We start from the raw sequence: 15,543 nt of genomic DNA on the forward strand, positions 1-15,543 counted from the left end.
CCTCGATCTCCTCGCCGTCCACGACACCGATCCGGGTCACGGGCAGCCCGCGGGCGCCGCACATGTCGGTGAAGCGGAGCTCCTCGCTGCGCGGTACGGCGACGACCGCGCGGCCCGCCGACTCGCTGAAGAGGAAGGTGAACGCGTCGAGCCCGTCCGGTACGACCAGCCGGGCGCCCTGGCCGCCGCGCAGGCAGGACTCGGTGACCGCCTGGATCAGACCGCCGTCGCTCAGATCGTGCGCCGCGTCGATCATTCCGTCACGGGAGGCCGAGATCAGAATCTCGCCGAGCAGCTTCTCCCGGTCCAGGTCCACGACCGGCGGCAGCCCGCCGAGATGGTCGTGCACCACCTGCGACCAGGCAGAACCGCCGAACTCCTCGCGCGTGTCGCCGAGGAGGTAAAGAAGCTGACCCTCCTCCTTGAAGGCGATCGGCGTACGGCGGTTGACGTCGTCGATCACACCGAGCACGGCGACGACCGGTGTGGGATGGATGGCCGTCTCGCCGGTCTGGTTGTAGAGCGAGACATTGCCGCCGGTGACCGGCGTGCCGAGCTGGAGGCAGCCGTCCGCCAGACCGCGCGTGGCCTCGGCGAACTGCCACATGACGGCCGGGTCCTCGGGCGAACCGAAGTTCAGGCAGTCGGAGATGGCGAGCGGCTTGGCGCCGGAGGCCGCGACATTGCGGTACGCCTCCGCCAGCGCGAGCTGCGCGCCCGCGTACGGGTCGAGCTTCGTGTACCGGCCGTTGCCGTCCGTCGCCATCGCCACGCCCAGATTCGACTCCTCGTCGATCCGGACCATCCCCGCGTCCTCGGGCTGCGCGAGCACGGTGTTGCCCTGCACGAAACGGTCGTACTGATCGGTGATCCACGCCTTCGACGCCTGGTTGGGCGACGCGACCAGCTTCAGGACCTGCTCCCTCAGCTCGGCCGACGTGGCCGGGCGCGGCAGCTTGTTGGCGTCGTCCGCCTGGAGGGCGTCCTGCCACTCGGGGCGGGCGTACGGCCGGTGGTAGACCGGACCGTCATGCGCCACCGAGCGCGGCGGAACATCCACGATCTGCTCGCCGTGCCAGAAGATCTCCAGCCGGTCGCCCTCGGTCACCTCACCGATGACGGTGGCGATGACGTCCCACTTCTCGCAGATCTCCATGAAGCGGTCGACGTTGGCGGGCTCGACCACCGCGCACATGCGCTCCTGCGACTCGCTCATGAGGATCTCCTCGGGCGAGAGAGTCGCGTCACGCAGCGGAACGGTGTCCAGCTCGACCCGCATCCCGCCGGAGCCCGCCGACGCCAGCTCGCTCGTCGCGCAGGAGAGCCCGGCGCCGCCGAGGTCCTGGATCCCTGCCACGAGCTTCTCGCGGAAGATCTCCAAGGTGCACTCGATGAGGAGCTTCTCCTGGAAGGGGTCGCCGACCTGGACCGCCGGCCGCTTGGCCGGGCCGGTGGACTCGAAGGTCTCGCTCGCCAGGACCGACACACCGCCGATGCCGTCGCCACCGGTGCGGGCGCCGTACAGGATCACCTTGTTGCCGGGACCCGACGCCTTCGCGAGATGGATGTCCTCGTGCTTCATCACGCCGATACAACCGGCGTTGACCAGCGGGTTGCCCTGGTAGCAGGAGTCGAAGACGACCTCGCCGCCGATGTTCGGCAGACCGAGACAGTTGCCGTAACCGCCGATGCCCGCGACCACCCCGGGCAGCACCCGCTTGGTGTCGGGATGGTCGGCCGCGCCGAAGCGCAACGGATCCACGACCGCGACCGGCCGCGCGCCCATGGCGAGGATGTCGCGGACGATGCCGCCGACACCGGTGGCCGCGCCCTGGTAGGGCTCGATGTACGACGGGTGGTTGTGCGACTCGACCTTGAAGGTGACCGCGTAACCCTGGCCGACGTCCACGACGCCCGCGTTCTCGCCGATGCCGACGAGCATCGCGTCGTTGGGCGGTACCTTCTCGCCGAACTGCTTGAGATGCACCTTGCTGCTCTTGTACGAGCAGTGCTCGGACCACATCACGGAGTACATGGCCAGTTCGGCGCCGGTGGGACGGCGGCCCAGGATCTCGCGGATCCGGGCGTACTCGTCCTCCTTGAGGCCGAGGTCCTTCCAGGGCTGCTCCGCCTCGGGCGTACCGCTCGCGTGCTTGACGGTGTCGAGGGTCTTGATCGTCATCAGGCGCTTACCAGCTTCTTCAGGATCGAGGTGAAGAATCCCAGGCCGTCCGTGCGGCCCGTACCGATCAGCGGCTCCACGGCGTGCTCGGGATGCGGCATCAGGCCGACGACATTGCCCGCCGCGTTGGTGATGCCGGCGATGTCACGGAGCGAACCGTTCGGGTTGCCGTCCAGATAGCGGAAGGCGACCCGGCCCTCGGCCTCCAGCTCGTCGAGCGTGCGCTCGTCGGCGACGTACCGGCCGTCGATGTTCTTGAGCGGTACGGAGATTTCCTGGCCGGCGGAATAGTCGGCGGTCCAGGTGGTCTCCGCGTTCTCCACGCGCAGTTTCTGGTCACGGCAGATGAAGTGGAGATGGTTGTTGCGCAGCATCGCGCCGGGGAGCAGATGGGACTCGGTGAGGATCTGGAAGCCGTTGCAGATCCCGAGGACCGGCAGCCCGGCCTTCGCCTGCTCGATGATCGTTTCCATCACCGGGGAGAACCGGGAGATGGCTCCGGCCCGGAGATAGTCGCCGTAACTGAAGCCGCCGGCCAGGACGACCGCGTCGACCTGGTGGAGGTCCTTGTCACGGTGCCAGAGGGAGACGGGCTCGGCTCCGGCGATGCGGACGGCGCGCAGGCTGTCCCGGTCGTCGAGGGTGCCGGGGAAGGTGACGACTCCGATACGAGCGGTCACGTCGGCTCCCCGACCTTCGCGGTCTTCCCGGCCGTGCTGTTCCGGGGCTCGTCCGTCGCGGCCCCGCCCTCCTCGGCTCCGGTCCTCTCGGCTCCACCCTTCTGGACCGTCCCGGCCTCGCCCGTCCCGGTCTCCTCGACCTTGACGACGAAATCCTCGATGACGGTGTTGGCGAGGAAGGTCTCGGCCATCTCATGGATACGGGCGAGGGCGGCGGCGTCGACCGGCTCCGCCACCTCCAGCTCGAAGCGCTTTCCCTGGCGGACGTCGGCAATGCCCTCGAAGCCCAGACGAGGCAGCGCGCGCTGCACAGCCTGTCCCTGCGGGTCGAGGATCTCCGGCTTGAGCATGACGTCGACTACGACGCGTGCCACTGGCACTCCCGGTGGTGTGGTGCGACTGGTTCTGCTGCTGTTTCAGCTGCTGCGTTCTCCGGGGAATCCCCGGGTCCCGGGGAATCCCCCAGACCCCCCGAGCTTCCCTCAGCGTACCCGTCCCGAGAATCTACGCGGGTAGATACACTCTCGACGGATCACCCGGCGATTTCGGCCACCGGGCAACGCCCGGGAAAATCCAGGGAAAAACCATGGCCCCCCATTGCATGGGACACGCTGATGCAATTGGCTGGGCTTCACAATGCGGCGCCTGCCGCTGTACAAAGGAATACAGCGGAAAGCACCATTGACCCGAAGTCCCCAGAAGTACCAGCCAGTCCCCAGTTAACAGCCGGAAGGCCGGTATCACCGCACGTCAGCCGTGTTTCCCAGACGGCCGGGGGCGGGCGGGTACCGCAAGAAAGGACCGATATCCGTGGCGCAGCGCGTAGTGGTCACGCTCTCCGACGACATCGACGGCGGAGAAGCGTCGGAAACGGTCACGTTCGGCCTGGACGGGAAGTCGTACGAGATCGACCTCAATCCCGCCAATGCAAAGAAACTACGCAAGGCCCTGGCACCCTTCATGGCGGCAGGCCGAAAGCAGACAAACGCCAGCAAGCACGGCAAATCCCGGACCACCTACCGGCACACCGCCCTCGCGCCCGATCCCGCGGCCGTCCGCGCCTGGGCCCAGTCCCACAAAATGGAGGTGCCGGCGCGCGGCCGGATCCCCAAGCGGGTCTACGAGGCGTTCCGCGAAGCCAGTTGAGCCGGCGGCGCCCCATGGGGCCGGTCGGGCGACGCGGCAGCGAACCGAGTTGCACAGCACCCCCACTGATCGGCTAGAGTTTGGACCACGCCGAGGGGCAAGGCCGAAAGGCCAAAACCTCGCCGAGCGTGCGGGTGTAGTTCAGTAGCAGAACGCCCCCTTTCCAAGGGGGAGGCGCAGTGTGCAATTCCTGTCACCCGCTCTGCATCGCCCTTCGGTCCACTCAGTGGATCGGGTAGGGTGGTGGTCGCACCGAGCGATCGGTGCGGTGCGGACGTGGCTCAGTTGGTAGAGCATCACCTTGCCAAGGTGAGGGTCGCGAGTTCGAATCTCGTCGTCCGCTCGGAAGCGAAGGTTCTGGTCGAAGGACAAAGGCTGGAGATCTTCGCGACGCAAGGTCAGTTGATGCAAGGTCGGTTGATCCGATCGCGATCAACACTCCTTGATCGGCGCATCAGTTTCAGCACAGCAGCAACATATATGGACCATACAGACGCCCGGCCGGTTTTATTGGCCGGGCGTTTCTGTGCGTGCGTACGGCCACCGGGTGCTGGTGCGGGCGGCCGGGCCGGGTCCGGCGCGGTGCGGGAGGGGCGGTGCCCCGGTGCTGGGTGCTGGGTGCCGGGTGCGGTGGGCGGCGGTGCGCGGTCGGACCCGGGGGCATGGGGTCCCGGCGGGCATGGGTGAAGGCGGGCGGAAACAGCGGTCCATGGCGCGTGGCGGTCTATGGCTACCTTTCCCCCGGCGGTCCTTGACGGCCCATGACATATGTCATCGGTGGCGGTGACAGCACGCACTGCCGGGCGCTCCGGGCGCCGGGGAACCTGAAGACATGAATGAGTCTTCACTGATCGAGCCGCCAGTGATCGATGTGGACGCGCTGCGACGCACCTACGCCGGCGGCTTCACGGCCGTGAACGGCATCTCGTTCTCCGTGGCGCGGGGCGAGGTGTTCGCACTGCTCGGGACGAACGGCGCGGGCAAGACCTCCACCGTCGAGCTGCTGGAGGGCCTCGCCCGGCCCAGCGGCGGGACGGTCCGGGTGCTGGGCAGTGATCCGTACTCCCGGCGCGCGGCCGTGCGCCCACGCATGGGGGTGATGCTCCAAGAAGGCGGATTCCCCTCCGATCTGACGGTCGCCGAGACGGTACGGATGTGTGCCGGCTGTACGAGCGGGGCGCGGCCCACCGATGAGGCACTGGAGCTGGTGGGGCTCGGCAAGCGGTCCGGTGTGCGGGTCAAACAGCTCTCCGGCGGCGAGAAGCGGCGCCTCGATCTGGCGCTCGCGCTGCTCGGCCGGCCCGAGGTGCTCTTCCTCGACGAGCCGACGACCGGGCTGGACGCCGAAGGGCGCCACGACACCTGGGAGCTGATACGGCTCCTGCGGGACGACGGCACGACGGTCCTGCTGACCACGCACTATCTGGAGGAGGCCGAGACCCTCGCCGACCGGCTGGCGATCATGCACCAGGGCCGGATCGAGGTCACGGGAACCCCGGCCGAGGTGACCGCGGCGCGGCCGGCCCGGATCCGTTTCCTGCTGCCGGCCGGTGTTCCGGCCGCGCGGCTGCCGTTGTCGCTGCGGGCCGCGGCGGAGGGACGGCGCGTGGAGATACGGACCCGCCGGCTCCAGCGGGATCTGGGCGAACTGCTGCGGTGGGCACAGGAGTCGGACGTGGAGCTGGAGGCACTGGACGCACGGTCCGCCTCCCTTGAAGAGGCTTTTCTGGAAATCGCGGCGCGGAGCGGCAGCGCCGAAGCGGTGGAGACGACGGGGACAGCGGGGACGGTGGAGGTGCGATGAGCGCGGAGAGTACGGCCGCATCGGGTGCGGCGGGGGTGGGCACGACCACGTTCTCGGGGCGTCTCGGTGCTCTCGGGAGAGCCGAGTTCACGCTGCTCGTAAGGAACAGGACGGCGCTGTTCGCGGCCCTGTTCATACCGGTGGCGATGATCGCGGCGATCAAGTCCTCGCTCGGGCAGATCGACCTGGACAGGACCGGGATGAACGCCGTCGAGGCCGCGCTGTCCGGCGGTATCGGCATGGTGCTGATCATGGCCGTCTATGCCAACCTGGCCTCCGCGTACACGGCCCGGCGTGAGGAACTGGTGCTCAAGCGGCTCCGTACGATCGAGGCGTCCGACCGCGAGATACTCGCCGGCACGGCGCTGCCGGCCGTGGCGCTGGCGTTCGTACAGTCCGCCGTGGTGATCGCGGCAGGTATCGCCTTCCTCGGTATACGGGCGCCGAGGCAGCCGGTGGTGCTGGTCGGCGGGCTGCTGGCCGGGCTGGTGCTGCTGACCGCGCTGGCGGCCGTGACCTCCGCGTTCACCCGGACCGTGGAGAGCGTCCAGCTCACGACGATGCCGTTGTTCATGATCTCGATCGTCGGCTCGGGGCTGTTCGTCCCGCTGGAGGCGCTCCCCGAGAGGATCGCCTCTCTGTGCGAGTTGCTGCCGATGACCGGAGTGATGACTCTGATCAGGGCGGGGTGGCTGGGCGGTGCGGAGGGGTACGACCTGATGGGGGCCGCGCTCAGCGCGCTGGTCTGGACGGCGCTGGCCGTGTTCGCTGTCGAGCGGTGGTTCCGGTGGGAGCCGCGGCGCTGAGCAGCGAGGGCGTCGGCAGGGGCAGGGAAGGTGCGTATGGGGGAGCTGGATGGAGAAGGAGCGATGTCCGGGCTGACGGGCTGGTGGCACGGCAAGAGCAAGCCGGTCAAGGTCGAGATCTATACCCGCTGGTCGTTCTACCTCTTCGGAGTGATGGAGCTGGTGGTGATCGGCGTCCCGTCGCTGACCACCGGTCACGGACCGCTCGGCGGATGGCTGTTCCTGATGGTCTGCTGCCAGGCCGCGCTCTGCTGTCTGCTCCAGTCCCGGGCCCTGGACTGGCGTCTCGGGCGGCGCGAGCGGCCCGCGCGACTGGTCCTGGCCGTGGCCGTCGCCTCGGCGGAGGGCGCCATGGTCGCCCTTCTCCTGCGCTACACCGATGTGATCGATGACAGCGAGAACGCACTGTTGCTGATCGGCTTTCCGGTCTTCGGGCTGGCGTCGGTCGCCTTGGGTCTGCGCACACATCGCCAGATGATGTACGCCGTGCTCGGCACAGTCGGCGGTACGGCGGCCATGACACTGGTGCTGTCCCTGCCGGCCGGGGTCGTCATCGGCAATGTCGTCGGGATAGCCCTCGCGGGCACGGGCCTCGTCCTCACCTATGTCTTCTCGGCCTGGCTGCTCAAGGCCGTCTGGGATCTGGACGCGGCCAGGGAACTTCAGTCGCGGCTCGCGGTCGCGGAGGAACGGCTGCGGTTCGGGCGCGATCTGCACGATGTCATGGGCCGCAATCTCGCGGTGATCGCGCTGAAGAGCGAGCTGGCGGTTCAGCTCGCCGAGCGCGGCCGACCGGAGGCCGTGGCCCAGATGGCCGAGGTGCAGCGGATAGCGCGGGAGTCGCAGCGCGAGGTGCGGGATGTCGTACGGGGATACCGCGAAGCGGATCTGCACATAGAACTCGAAGGGGCCCGAGGGGTGTTGACGGCGGCGGGCATCGACTGCCTGATCGAGGGGACGGACGGTCTGGTCGGCGAGGACAGTGGCAAGGGCGTGGCCGGTCGCAGTGGTCTTCCGGCCGAGGTCCAGTCGGCGCTGGGCTGGGTGGTGCGCGAGGCCACGACGAACGTGCTGCGCCATGGGGACGCGCGGCGGTGCACCGTACGGCTCTCGGAGAGCGAGGAGAACGGCCGGGCCGATGCCGACGGCCGGGAAGCGGTTCTCGTCGTGGAGAACGACGGGGTGCCGGTGGACGCGATCACCTCCGCCGAACCCATACGGAACGGTGCGAACGGCGGCTCCGGTCTCGCCGGGTTGCGGGAGCGGCTCGCGGCACTGGACGGCACGCTGGAGGCGAGACACACAGGGCAAGGCCGCTTCCGGCTGACGGCTCGGGTGCCGCTGCCCGCGCCGGGCCCGGACCGTCCTGACCACGGCCCCGGCCCCGCGTCCGACGAGGTGGTCGCGGCATGACGTCCCTGCCCGCCGATCAGGACGGTCCCGAAGGCGGTTCCGTAGGCGGTTCCGTGAGCGGTTCCGTGCCTGCTCCTGTCGCTCCTCCCGTACGGGTTCTGCTCGCCGACGACGAGCATCTGATCCGGGGTGCGCTCGCCGCGCTGCTCGCGCTCGAAGACGACCTGCTGGTGGTCGCCGAGGCGGCGTCCGGGCCCGAGGCGCTGGCGATGGCGCGGGCGCACCGGCCCGATGTGGCCGTTCTCGATCTCCAGATGCCGGGTGCGGACGGTGTGAAAGTCGCCACATCCCTCCGTACGGAACTGCCCGGCTGCCGGACGATGATCGTGACCAGTCATGGCAGGCCCGGCCATCTGAAGCGGGCGTTGGCCGCGGGGGTCCGGGCCTTCGTACCCAAGACCGTCAGCGCACAGCAGCTCGCCGAGATCATCCGTACCGTGCACGCGGGAAACCGCTTCGTGGACCCGGAATTGGCGGCCGACGCGATCTCGGCGGGGGACTCTCCGCTGACCGCGCGGGAGGCGGAGGTGCTGGAGCTCGCGGCGGACGGTGCGCCGATCGCGGAGATCGCGGAGCGTGCGTCGCTGTCGCAGGGAACCGTACGGAACTATCTCTCGTCCGCCGCGTCCAAACTCGGGGCGGAAAACCGTCATACAGCTGTGCGTCTCGCACGGGGCCGAGGTTGGGTATAGTGGCAGACGCGCCACGGCGCATGCGGACGTAGCTCAGTTGGTAGAGCGCAACCTTGCCAAGGTTGAGGTCGCCAGTTCGAACCTGGTCGTCCGCTCAGGAAGAGGAAGCCCCCGGTCAGGTTGACCGGGGGCTTCTTCGTGTCACTGGGAGCTTCTTCGTGTCGTCGGCCCTGGTGTGCGGGCCCTGGTGTGCGGGCTCCGGTCTTGTGCGGGCGCGCCGGTCCGGTGTCGCCGCGACCGCCTCCGCTGCCCGCGACCGGCTTCTACTGCCAGGTGTTGCCGGTGAGGAGTTCGTACACCTCCACGTACCGCGCCCGCGTCGCCTCCACGACCTCGGGCGGCAGCGGAGGCGGCGGCTGCTCGCTCGCGCGGTCCCAGCCGGAGGCCGGGGAGGTCAGCCAGTCACGTACGTACTGCTTGTCGTAGGACGGCTGCGGGTGTCCCGGCTCCCAGGAGTCCGCCGGCCAGAAGCGCGAGGAGTCGGAGGTCAGCACCTCGTCCGCGAGCACCAGCCGGTCCTCGACGTCGAAGCCGAACTCGAACTTGGTGTCGGCGAGGATGATCCCGCGGACTCGGGCCAGGTCACGGGCCAGGCCGTACACATCGAGGGTCGTCCGGCGCAGCAGCGCGGCGGTCTCGGCACCGACCTGGCGGGCCACTTCCTCGTACGGCACGTTCTCGTCGTGCTCGCCGACGGCCGCCTTCGTGGCGGGAGTGAAGATCGGGCCGGGCAGCTCCGAGCCGTCGGCCAGACCCTCGGGGAGCGCGAGTCCGCAGACGGTACGGGACTCGTTGTACTCCGTGAGTCCCGAGCCGGTGAGATAGCCGCGGGCGACGCACTCCACCGGGATCATCCGCAGTGGCTCGCAGATCAGGGTGCGCCCGGCCCAGTCGGCGGGGGCGCCGGAGGGGACGTCGGCGGAGATCACATGGTTCGGTACGAGTTCGGCGAGCCGTTCGAACCACCAGAGCGAGAGCTGGGTGAGCAGCCGGCCCTTGTCGGGGATCTCGGTGGGCAGCACCCAGTCGAAGGCGGACATACGGTCGCTGGCGACCATCACGAGGTCGCCCGCCTCGTTCCGGTACAGATCACGCACCTTGCCGGTGTGGAGATGCACCAGACCCGGCACCTGTGGGGGCTCGGGCTTTTCTACGAATCCGGACACGGTTCCTCCCCGTGGTTCTGTCCGATCTTGAAGATCGCCTCGATTCTCCCGTATGCCGGAAGTCCCAGCTCGCAGGGGTACCGCGCACCGCGCGTCAGGCCTTGTGCGCGGCTCGGGCGCACGGGCGCGGAGGTCGGTCGCGTCCTGGCCGGCGCGTCCCAGCGGTTCGTCGCGCCCCGGTCGGTCCCGGTCGGTCCCGGTCGTCGATCGGTCCCGTTCTCGGTCAGTCCCGTTTGCAGATCCGGTCCAGGAGGTTGGCGGTCGCGCGCTGGATACGGGGATCGACATGGCCGGGCCGGTCCAGCGCCGGGGACCACGCGAAGGTGCCCGAGGCGAAGACCAGCGCGCCCGAGGGCGCCCGGTAGAGCGAGGTCTCCTGATGGCGTGTGGTGTTCTCGCTGTCGCGGTACGGGGAGTGTGCGAGCAGGATGCGGTCCTGGTGCTCGGGCAGCGCGGTGCGCGGGAAATAGCGATCGGCCTCGCCCGCGACGAGTCCGTCGATCTCGTCGCCCTCGGTCGCGCCGGTGGCTTCCCAGAGCCAGTGTTCGGCGTTCCGTACGACCAGGGGATGCGGCTCGGGGATCCGGCCCGCGTACTGGATGCCGAGGAGCTCCTGCTCCGGCCTGTCCACCTCGCGCCAGAGGGCGGGCCGGCCGGGACCGCGGCGTTTGCGGCAGGTCAGCAGCCGGTCGGGGACGCCGGAGGCCGAAGGGCCCAGCTCCACCTGCCAGTACAGGGTGTTGGCGGAGAGGAAGACGAGTGATGTGCCCTGCTCACGCGCCAGCTCGACGGTACGGCGCATCGGCACGGACCAGTACTCGTCGTGGCCGGGGAAGACCAGACCGCGGTAGCGGGTGGGATCGACCCGGCCGGCGTGCAGATCACGGGTGTCGGCGTAGGCGAGGTCGTAGCCGTACCGCTCGGCCCAGCGGATGAAGTCGTAGGCGTGACCGACGTGGAGCGGCAGTCCGGCACCCGCGTACGGGCGGTCGAAGGAGACCGTGGTCGCGGCGTCCTGCTCACCGAGGAGCCGGCCCTGCTCGTCCCAGGCGTGGTAGAGGCTGGCGCCGGTGTGACCGTCCTCGGGGTAGAGGTTGTACGCCTGCCAGGTGATGTCGGGAAGCAGCAGGAGCAGATCGGCGGGATGGCTGTCGCGGACCGTGAAGGGGATGTGCGAGCGATAGCCGTCGACGGTCGTCAGGACGGCGACATGGGCGCCGAGCTCCCAGTACTCCGGGATCTGGAGCCGCCAGGAGAGCCACCAGTGGTGGCAGGAGACCGTACGGTCGGCGGCGAGCGGCGGTGGCTGGACGATGCCGGAGAGCCGCGGGCTGGTGGTGATCTTGCGGGCGCCGTCGCCGCCGTAGTGCCCGATCCGGTAGATGTCCACGGAGAACTGCTGGGGCGGATCGACGGTGACATGGAAGTCGATCGCCTCGCCGGGAGCGACTCCGCCGGTGGACGCGAACCCCTTGATCTGACGGCGTACGTCGTCGGCGGTGCGGAGGCCGCCGCCGCGGTCCCGGCCCAGGGTCGGATCGGCGTACCAGGGCACGAGCTGACCGGTGTCGTCGAAGTAGTTCTCACTGCCGCGCAGCCAGGGGAGCGGGCCCTGGCCGAACGGATCGCTGACCGCGTGGGCGAGAGCGCCCGATTCCCACCGTCGGATCTGTTCCGCTCGTCGGATCTGGTCCGCCCCCATCGCACGCCCCTCCTCCGGTCCGCCGTGCCACATCGGGTGGTACGGCCGTTTTTGCTACAAGCGCCGGTCTCCAGCACATCACATAACGCATGCGGCCCGTCACCGTTCGTCGCGAATTGACGTTAGCGGAACGCTTCAGTCCGGATGAGGGGTGTGATAAAGGGGAGGCGTACGAGTCATACGAGGCGTACGGGCTTCTCCGGACGCACGCCGAGCGAGGCCAGCCAGGAACGGAGCGGTTCCGCGTCGCCGCCCTCGACCAGGCTGAGGACACGCCCGCCGAGGTCCGTGCGGCGTTCGCCGTCGATCAGCAGGGTCGGTCCGTCGAGCCAGTCCAGGCCGGGTGCGGCGCCGGCCGTGTCGACGGCCGAGCAGCAGACCATCGCCGTCACATGGTCGGCGAGCAGCTCCCTGCCCGTACGAGGCGGCTGGAGCGGCGAGAGCGGCAGCGGGTCGGTGCCCCAGAGGGTCACCGAATCGCCCGTCCCTGCCCCGGCGGGGACCGGCGGGGCAGCCGCCTCCTCGCGGGCCAGTTCGGCACTGATGCCGGCCGCCAGCGCGTCGCCGGCCGCGCCGTGTCCGCCGCCGTGCCCGTGGTCGTCGTCATGTCCGTGATCGTGCCCGTGGTCGTGGTCCTGTCCGTGGTCGTGGTCGCGCGTGCTGCCCGGGGCGGGGGTGGCGGCCCCCCGGGACGAGGCGGGCCCCCGGGACGAGAGGTGGTCCATGACCCGGGCCAGCGTGGGACCTGGTGCCGTCGTGGAGGAGGCGGTGTCCGTCGAACGGCGTACTCCCAGACTGTCCAGGACGCGGTGGAGCCTGGCCGCTTCCGTACGCCATTTACGGTCGACGACCTCCTCGGGATACTGCTGCCAGTCCACCGGGGACCAGTCGGGTCCGGCCTCGGCCGGGCCGCCATGGAAGAGGCGCGCGGCAAGCAGGGACGCCGCCTCGTCGACCGCGCCCGGCTCTTCCAGCAGGTCGCAGGCGGGCCGCTCCCCCAGCCGGGAGGCGAAGCCCTCGGCCAGCCGGTCGCGGCGGGACAGCTCGGTGAGGGCGGACACGACGCCCGCGTCCAGCCGGGAGGGCCAGCGGCCCATGCGCCAGGCGGGCAGCGCGACCCGCGTCAGCAGCCGGTCCCAGCCCGCGTACGCGAGGCCCACCTGCTCCTGGGCGACGATCCGCAGGCCGTAGTCCACACCCTGTGCACGCTCGGACGCGGCTGCCGCGACACCGCGCTCCATCTGGGCGGCATGCTCGCCGCAGCCGCGCAGCAACAACCTGGCGACACCGCCGACCAGGCCGAACGCCGCCCGCCTCGCCGCTCCCCGGCCCGGACGGGACGCCACGGCGACAGCCGCGTCGAGCCCGCGGACGAAACGCCGGGCGGCGGCTATGTCCGGGTGCGCCGAGGGCCCCGTACCCGCGACTACCGGCGCGAGCACGGCGCGCAGCTCGGCGACCCGCATCCACCACAGGAAGGGCGAACCGATCACCAGGACCGGGGCGGCGGGCGTACGCCGTCGGCGGCCGACGCCGGGGAGCGCGGGCGCCCGGGCCGGAGCATGCGCGGGCGCGTGGGCGGGATGCGTACGGTCCTCCAGCCAGCTGTCGCAGTCCGGCGTCAGCGCTATGGCGGAGGGCGCGGGCACTTCGAGCCGCTCGGCGAGATCGCGTACGAGCCGGTAGAGATCGGGAGCGGCGGCCTCGCTGACCGCGACCGTGGGGCTGAGGGCCGGCCTGGCGAAGGCGATCACGGCGGCGACGACGGCGCCGAGCAGCAGCACGACCGCCGCGAAGGCCGTCACGGCCCAGCGGGCCGCGTCCCAACCCGCTCCGCGGAGATGGCCCGTGGCCCCTCCGGCCAGGAGCACGACGGCGACGGCCGCGGGCAGCAGCGCCACGGCCAGCGCCCTGCTGCGGACCCGCAGCACGGCGAGAGCGCGGACACGGGCGCCCTGAGCACCCAGCTCGTCACCGATACCTGAGCCGGCGCCGGAGCCGGCACCGGAGCTTGAACTTGAGCTGGAACTGGAACCGGACATGGTCGGACTTCACCCCCTCTGCCCCTGCACCGCTTTGCTCACTACCCCACTGTGGCACCCGTCACTGACATCGCAATGTCGGTGGGCCAAGTGCCGGTACGCATGCGCCGCACCCTAGTTGGACCCCGGCAACCCGTCATCCGGATGGGCCATTCGTCACTCGATGGAATGGCTCTGGTCAAAGCTGCTGACGAACGGCGCTCCGAGCCGAGTTCCCGGGCCGGGCGCGGTCCCGGGCAGGGCACGTGACGACGCGCGTTGCGCCGGTCGGCGGAGGCCCGGAGGGCGGACGCGCGGGGGACATGCGTAGGAACGCACGGAGGCGCGCGGGTACATCGGGCAGGCGGAACGGATACGCAGGGCGGGCGGGATACGGGGCCACGCCGGCCGGCCCGAGGCCCGCCGGACGGCCCGAGGCCACCGGCACCGGGCCGGCGTCGGCCCGTCGGCCCGTCCCCGCCACCGGACCGGCGTGGTTCGTTCCCGGCCGTCCTCAGGCCCCTGCCGTCACTCTGCCGTCCCCCGGCCGTCGTCTCAGGCCCTGGCGGCGGCCTCGCTCGCGATGTCCGTACGGTGCTGCGAGCCCGCCAGGGTGATGCGGTGCACCGCGGTGTACGCCCGCTCGCGGGCCTGCGTCAAATCCTTGCCCGTAGCCGTCACCGACAGTACGCGGCCACCCGCGCTCACGACCGTACCGTCGTCGTTCCGCCGGGTTCCGGCGTGCAGAACGTACGCGTGAGGGGCGTCCTGCTCCGCGATCTCCGCGAGGCCCTCGATCGGGTCGCCGGTGCGCGGGGTGTCGGGGTAGTTGTGCGAGGCGACGACCACCGTGACCGCGGCGTCGTCCCGCCAGGTCAGCGAGGGCAGGTCCGCGAGCGTTCCCTCGGCCGCCGCCAGCAGGACACCGGCCAGCGGAGTCTTGAGCCTGGCCAGCACCACCTGCGTCTCGGGGTCGCCGAAGCGGGCGTTGAACTCGATGACGCGTACCCCTCGGCCCGTGATCGCGAGACCCGCGTACAGCAGCCCGGCGAAGGGCGTACCGCGCCGCCGCAGTTCGTCGACCGTGGGCTGGAGAACGGTCTCCAGGACCTCGTCCACCAGTTTGGGCTCGGCCCATGGCAGCGGGGAGTACGCGCCCATGCCGCCCGTGTTGGGGCCCTCGTCGTTGTCGAGAGCGCGCTTGAAGTCCTGCGCGGGCTGGAGCGGCAGGACCGTCTCGCCGTCGGTGATCGCGAAGAGCGAGACCTCGGGCCCGTCCAGGAACTCCTCGATGACGACCCGGTCGCAGGCGAGCGCGTGCTCGCGCGCCTTCGCGAGATCGGCGGTCACGACGACGCCCTTGCCCGCGGCGAGCCCGTCGTCCTTGACGACGTACGGCGTACCGAACGCGTCGAGCGCTTCGTCGATCTGCTGCGGGGTGGTGCAGACGTAGCTACGGGCCGTCGGAACGTTCGCCGCGGCCATCACGTCCTTGGCGAAGGCCTTGGAGCCTTCCAGCTCGGCCGCTTCCCTCGACGGGCCGAAGCACGGGATACCCGCGTCCCGTACGGCGTCGGCGACCCCGGCGACCAGCGGTGCCTCGGGACCGACGACGACGAGTCCGGCCTCCAGCTCGGTGGCGAGACGGGCCACGGCCGCGCCGTCCAGCGCGTCCACCGGGTGCAGCTCGGCCACTTCGGCGATACCGGCGTTGCCGGGCGCGCAGTGCAGAGCGGTGACCTCGGGGTCGAGGGAGAGAGAGCGGCACAGGGCGTGTTCGCGGGCGCCGCCGCCGATGACAAGGACCTTCACGGGAGGCAGCCTAGCCGGGCGGGGACACCGTCCCGTGCCGGGCCTTGGCCTGGACATATGAGGGGCGTACGGGACCTGGGGACCGGACGGCGCGGGGATCCGGGCGGTGCGGGGGGACC

11 protein-coding genes, 3 tRNA genes and 1 pseudogene are annotated in these 15,543 nt (G+C 70.4%); 8 read left to right on the forward strand and 7 right to left on the reverse strand.

Features of this window, described 5'->3' with window-relative positions:
- From purL to purS, 3 genes and pseudogenes are all read right to left on the reverse strand, one after another.
- Nucleotides 1-2,182: phosphoribosylformylglycinamidine synthase subunit PurL (gene purL, locus BFF77_RS16500; protein ID WP_066949898.1), on the reverse strand; the 2,182-nt coding region annotated here is incomplete at its 3' end.
- Complete coding sequence (purQ, locus tag BFF77_RS16505; protein WP_066949901.1) at nucleotides 2,182-2,862, reverse strand: phosphoribosylformylglycinamidine synthase subunit PurQ; 681 nt, start codon at nucleotides 2,860-2,862, stop codon at nucleotides 2,182-2,184. The genes purL and purQ, both read right to left, overlap by 1 nt.
- A 131-nt stretch (nucleotides 2,863-2,993) precedes the next feature.
- Nucleotides 2,994-3,242, reverse strand: a pseudogene (gene purS, locus BFF77_RS16510) (phosphoribosylformylglycinamidine synthase subunit PurS); the annotation flags it as partial.
- A 430-nt stretch (nucleotides 3,243-3,672) separates the two neighbouring features.
- Between purS and BFF77_RS16515 the strand changes: the two are divergent.
- The 8 genes from BFF77_RS16515 to BFF77_RS16550 all read left to right on the forward strand — a co-directional run bounded on the left by BFF77_RS16515 (nucleotide 3,673) and on the right by BFF77_RS16550 (nucleotide 8,818).
- Nucleotides 3,673-4,008, forward strand: a complete 336-nt coding sequence (locus BFF77_RS16515) for a histone-like nucleoid-structuring protein Lsr2 (protein ID WP_079125216.1) — start codon at nucleotides 3,673-3,675, stop codon at nucleotides 4,006-4,008.
- Between the two features lie 130 nt (nucleotides 4,009-4,138).
- Nucleotides 4,139-4,210: transfer RNA gene (locus BFF77_RS16520), tRNA-Gly, on the forward strand.
- A gap of 68 nt (nucleotides 4,211-4,278) precedes the next feature.
- Nucleotides 4,279-4,351: transfer RNA gene (locus BFF77_RS16525), tRNA-Gly, on the forward strand.
- Between the two features lie 489 nt (nucleotides 4,352-4,840).
- Nucleotides 4,841-5,812 (forward strand): ABC transporter ATP-binding protein, encoded by a 972-nt coding sequence (locus tag BFF77_RS16530; protein WP_066949905.1) that lies wholly within the window; start codon nucleotides 4,841-4,843, stop codon nucleotides 5,810-5,812.
- Complete coding sequence (locus BFF77_RS16535) at nucleotides 5,809-6,618, forward strand: ABC transporter permease (protein ID WP_066949908.1); 810 nt, start codon at nucleotides 5,809-5,811, stop codon at nucleotides 6,616-6,618. The genes BFF77_RS16530 and BFF77_RS16535 overlap by 4 nt, the downstream gene beginning before the upstream one ends.
- A gap of 36 nt (nucleotides 6,619-6,654) precedes the next feature.
- Nucleotides 6,655-8,031 carry a sensor histidine kinase gene (locus tag BFF77_RS16540; protein WP_245703553.1) on the forward strand — a complete coding sequence of 459 codons (1,377 nt, stop codon included), beginning with the start codon at nucleotides 6,655-6,657 and terminating at the stop codon, nucleotides 8,029-8,031.
- Nucleotides 8,028-8,723 (forward strand): response regulator transcription factor, encoded by a 696-nt coding sequence (locus tag BFF77_RS16545; protein ID WP_245703555.1) that lies wholly within the window; start codon nucleotides 8,028-8,030, stop codon nucleotides 8,721-8,723. The genes BFF77_RS16540 and BFF77_RS16545 overlap by 4 nt, the downstream gene beginning before the upstream one ends.
- A gap of 22 nt (nucleotides 8,724-8,745) precedes the next feature.
- Nucleotides 8,746-8,818 (forward strand) — tRNA-Gly (locus tag BFF77_RS16550).
- Nucleotides 8,819-8,986: 168 nt separating this feature from the next.
- On the opposite strand, the gene BFF77_RS16555 is transcribed toward BFF77_RS16550, so the two are convergent.
- From BFF77_RS16555 to purD, 4 genes are all read right to left on the reverse strand, one after another.
- A complete protein-coding gene (locus BFF77_RS16555; protein WP_066949914.1) occupies nucleotides 8,987-9,889 on the reverse strand; it encodes a phosphoribosylaminoimidazolesuccinocarboxamide synthase in 903 nt (300 codons plus the stop codon).
- Nucleotides 9,890-10,112: 223 nt separating this feature from the next.
- Nucleotides 10,113-11,591 (reverse strand): N,N-dimethylformamidase beta subunit family domain-containing protein, encoded by a 1,479-nt coding sequence (locus tag BFF77_RS16560; protein WP_066949917.1) that lies wholly within the window; start codon nucleotides 11,589-11,591, stop codon nucleotides 10,113-10,115.
- A gap of 176 nt (nucleotides 11,592-11,767) precedes the next feature.
- Nucleotides 11,768-13,633: a M48 family metalloprotease gene (locus BFF77_RS16565; RefSeq protein ID WP_066949920.1), complete on the reverse strand. Its 1,866-nt coding sequence runs from the start codon at nucleotides 13,631-13,633 to the stop codon at nucleotides 11,768-11,770.
- Nucleotides 13,634-14,167: 534 nt separating this feature from the next.
- Nucleotides 14,168-15,424 (reverse strand): phosphoribosylamine--glycine ligase, encoded by a 1,257-nt coding sequence (gene purD / locus BFF77_RS16570; protein WP_066949923.1) that lies wholly within the window; start codon nucleotides 15,422-15,424, stop codon nucleotides 14,168-14,170.
- Nucleotides 15,425-15,543 lie beyond the last annotated feature (119 nt).

This window comes from Streptomyces lushanensis (assembly GCF_001700515.1).
GTDB classification, from domain to species: domain Bacteria; phylum Actinomycetota; class Actinomycetes; order Streptomycetales; family Streptomycetaceae; genus Streptomyces; species Streptomyces lushanensis.

What these genes read in the sequence shown, in the direction of transcription:
- BFF77_RS16530 (WP_066949905.1), top strand. Translation starts at nt 4,841, where the DNA reads ATGAATGAGTCTTCACTGATCGAGCCGCCAGTGATCGATGTGGACGCG.
- BFF77_RS16535 (WP_066949908.1), top strand. Translation starts at nt 5,809, where the DNA reads ATGAGCGCGGAGAGTACGGCCGCATCGGGTGCGGCGGGGGTGGGCACG.
- BFF77_RS16540 (WP_245703553.1), top strand. Translation starts at nt 6,655, where the DNA reads ATGGGGGAGCTGGATGGAGAAGGAGCGATGTCCGGGCTGACGGGCTGG.
- BFF77_RS16545 (WP_245703555.1), top strand. Translation starts at nt 8,028, where the DNA reads ATGACGTCCCTGCCCGCCGATCAGGACGGTCCCGAAGGCGGTTCCGTA.
- BFF77_RS16560 (WP_066949917.1), bottom strand. Translation starts at nt 11,591, where the DNA reads ATGGGGGCGGACCAGATCCGACGAGCGGAACAGATCCGACGGTGGGAA.
- BFF77_RS16565 (WP_066949920.1), bottom strand. Translation starts at nt 13,633, where the DNA reads ATGTCCGGTTCCAGTTCCAGCTCAAGTTCAAGCTCCGGTGCCGGCTCC.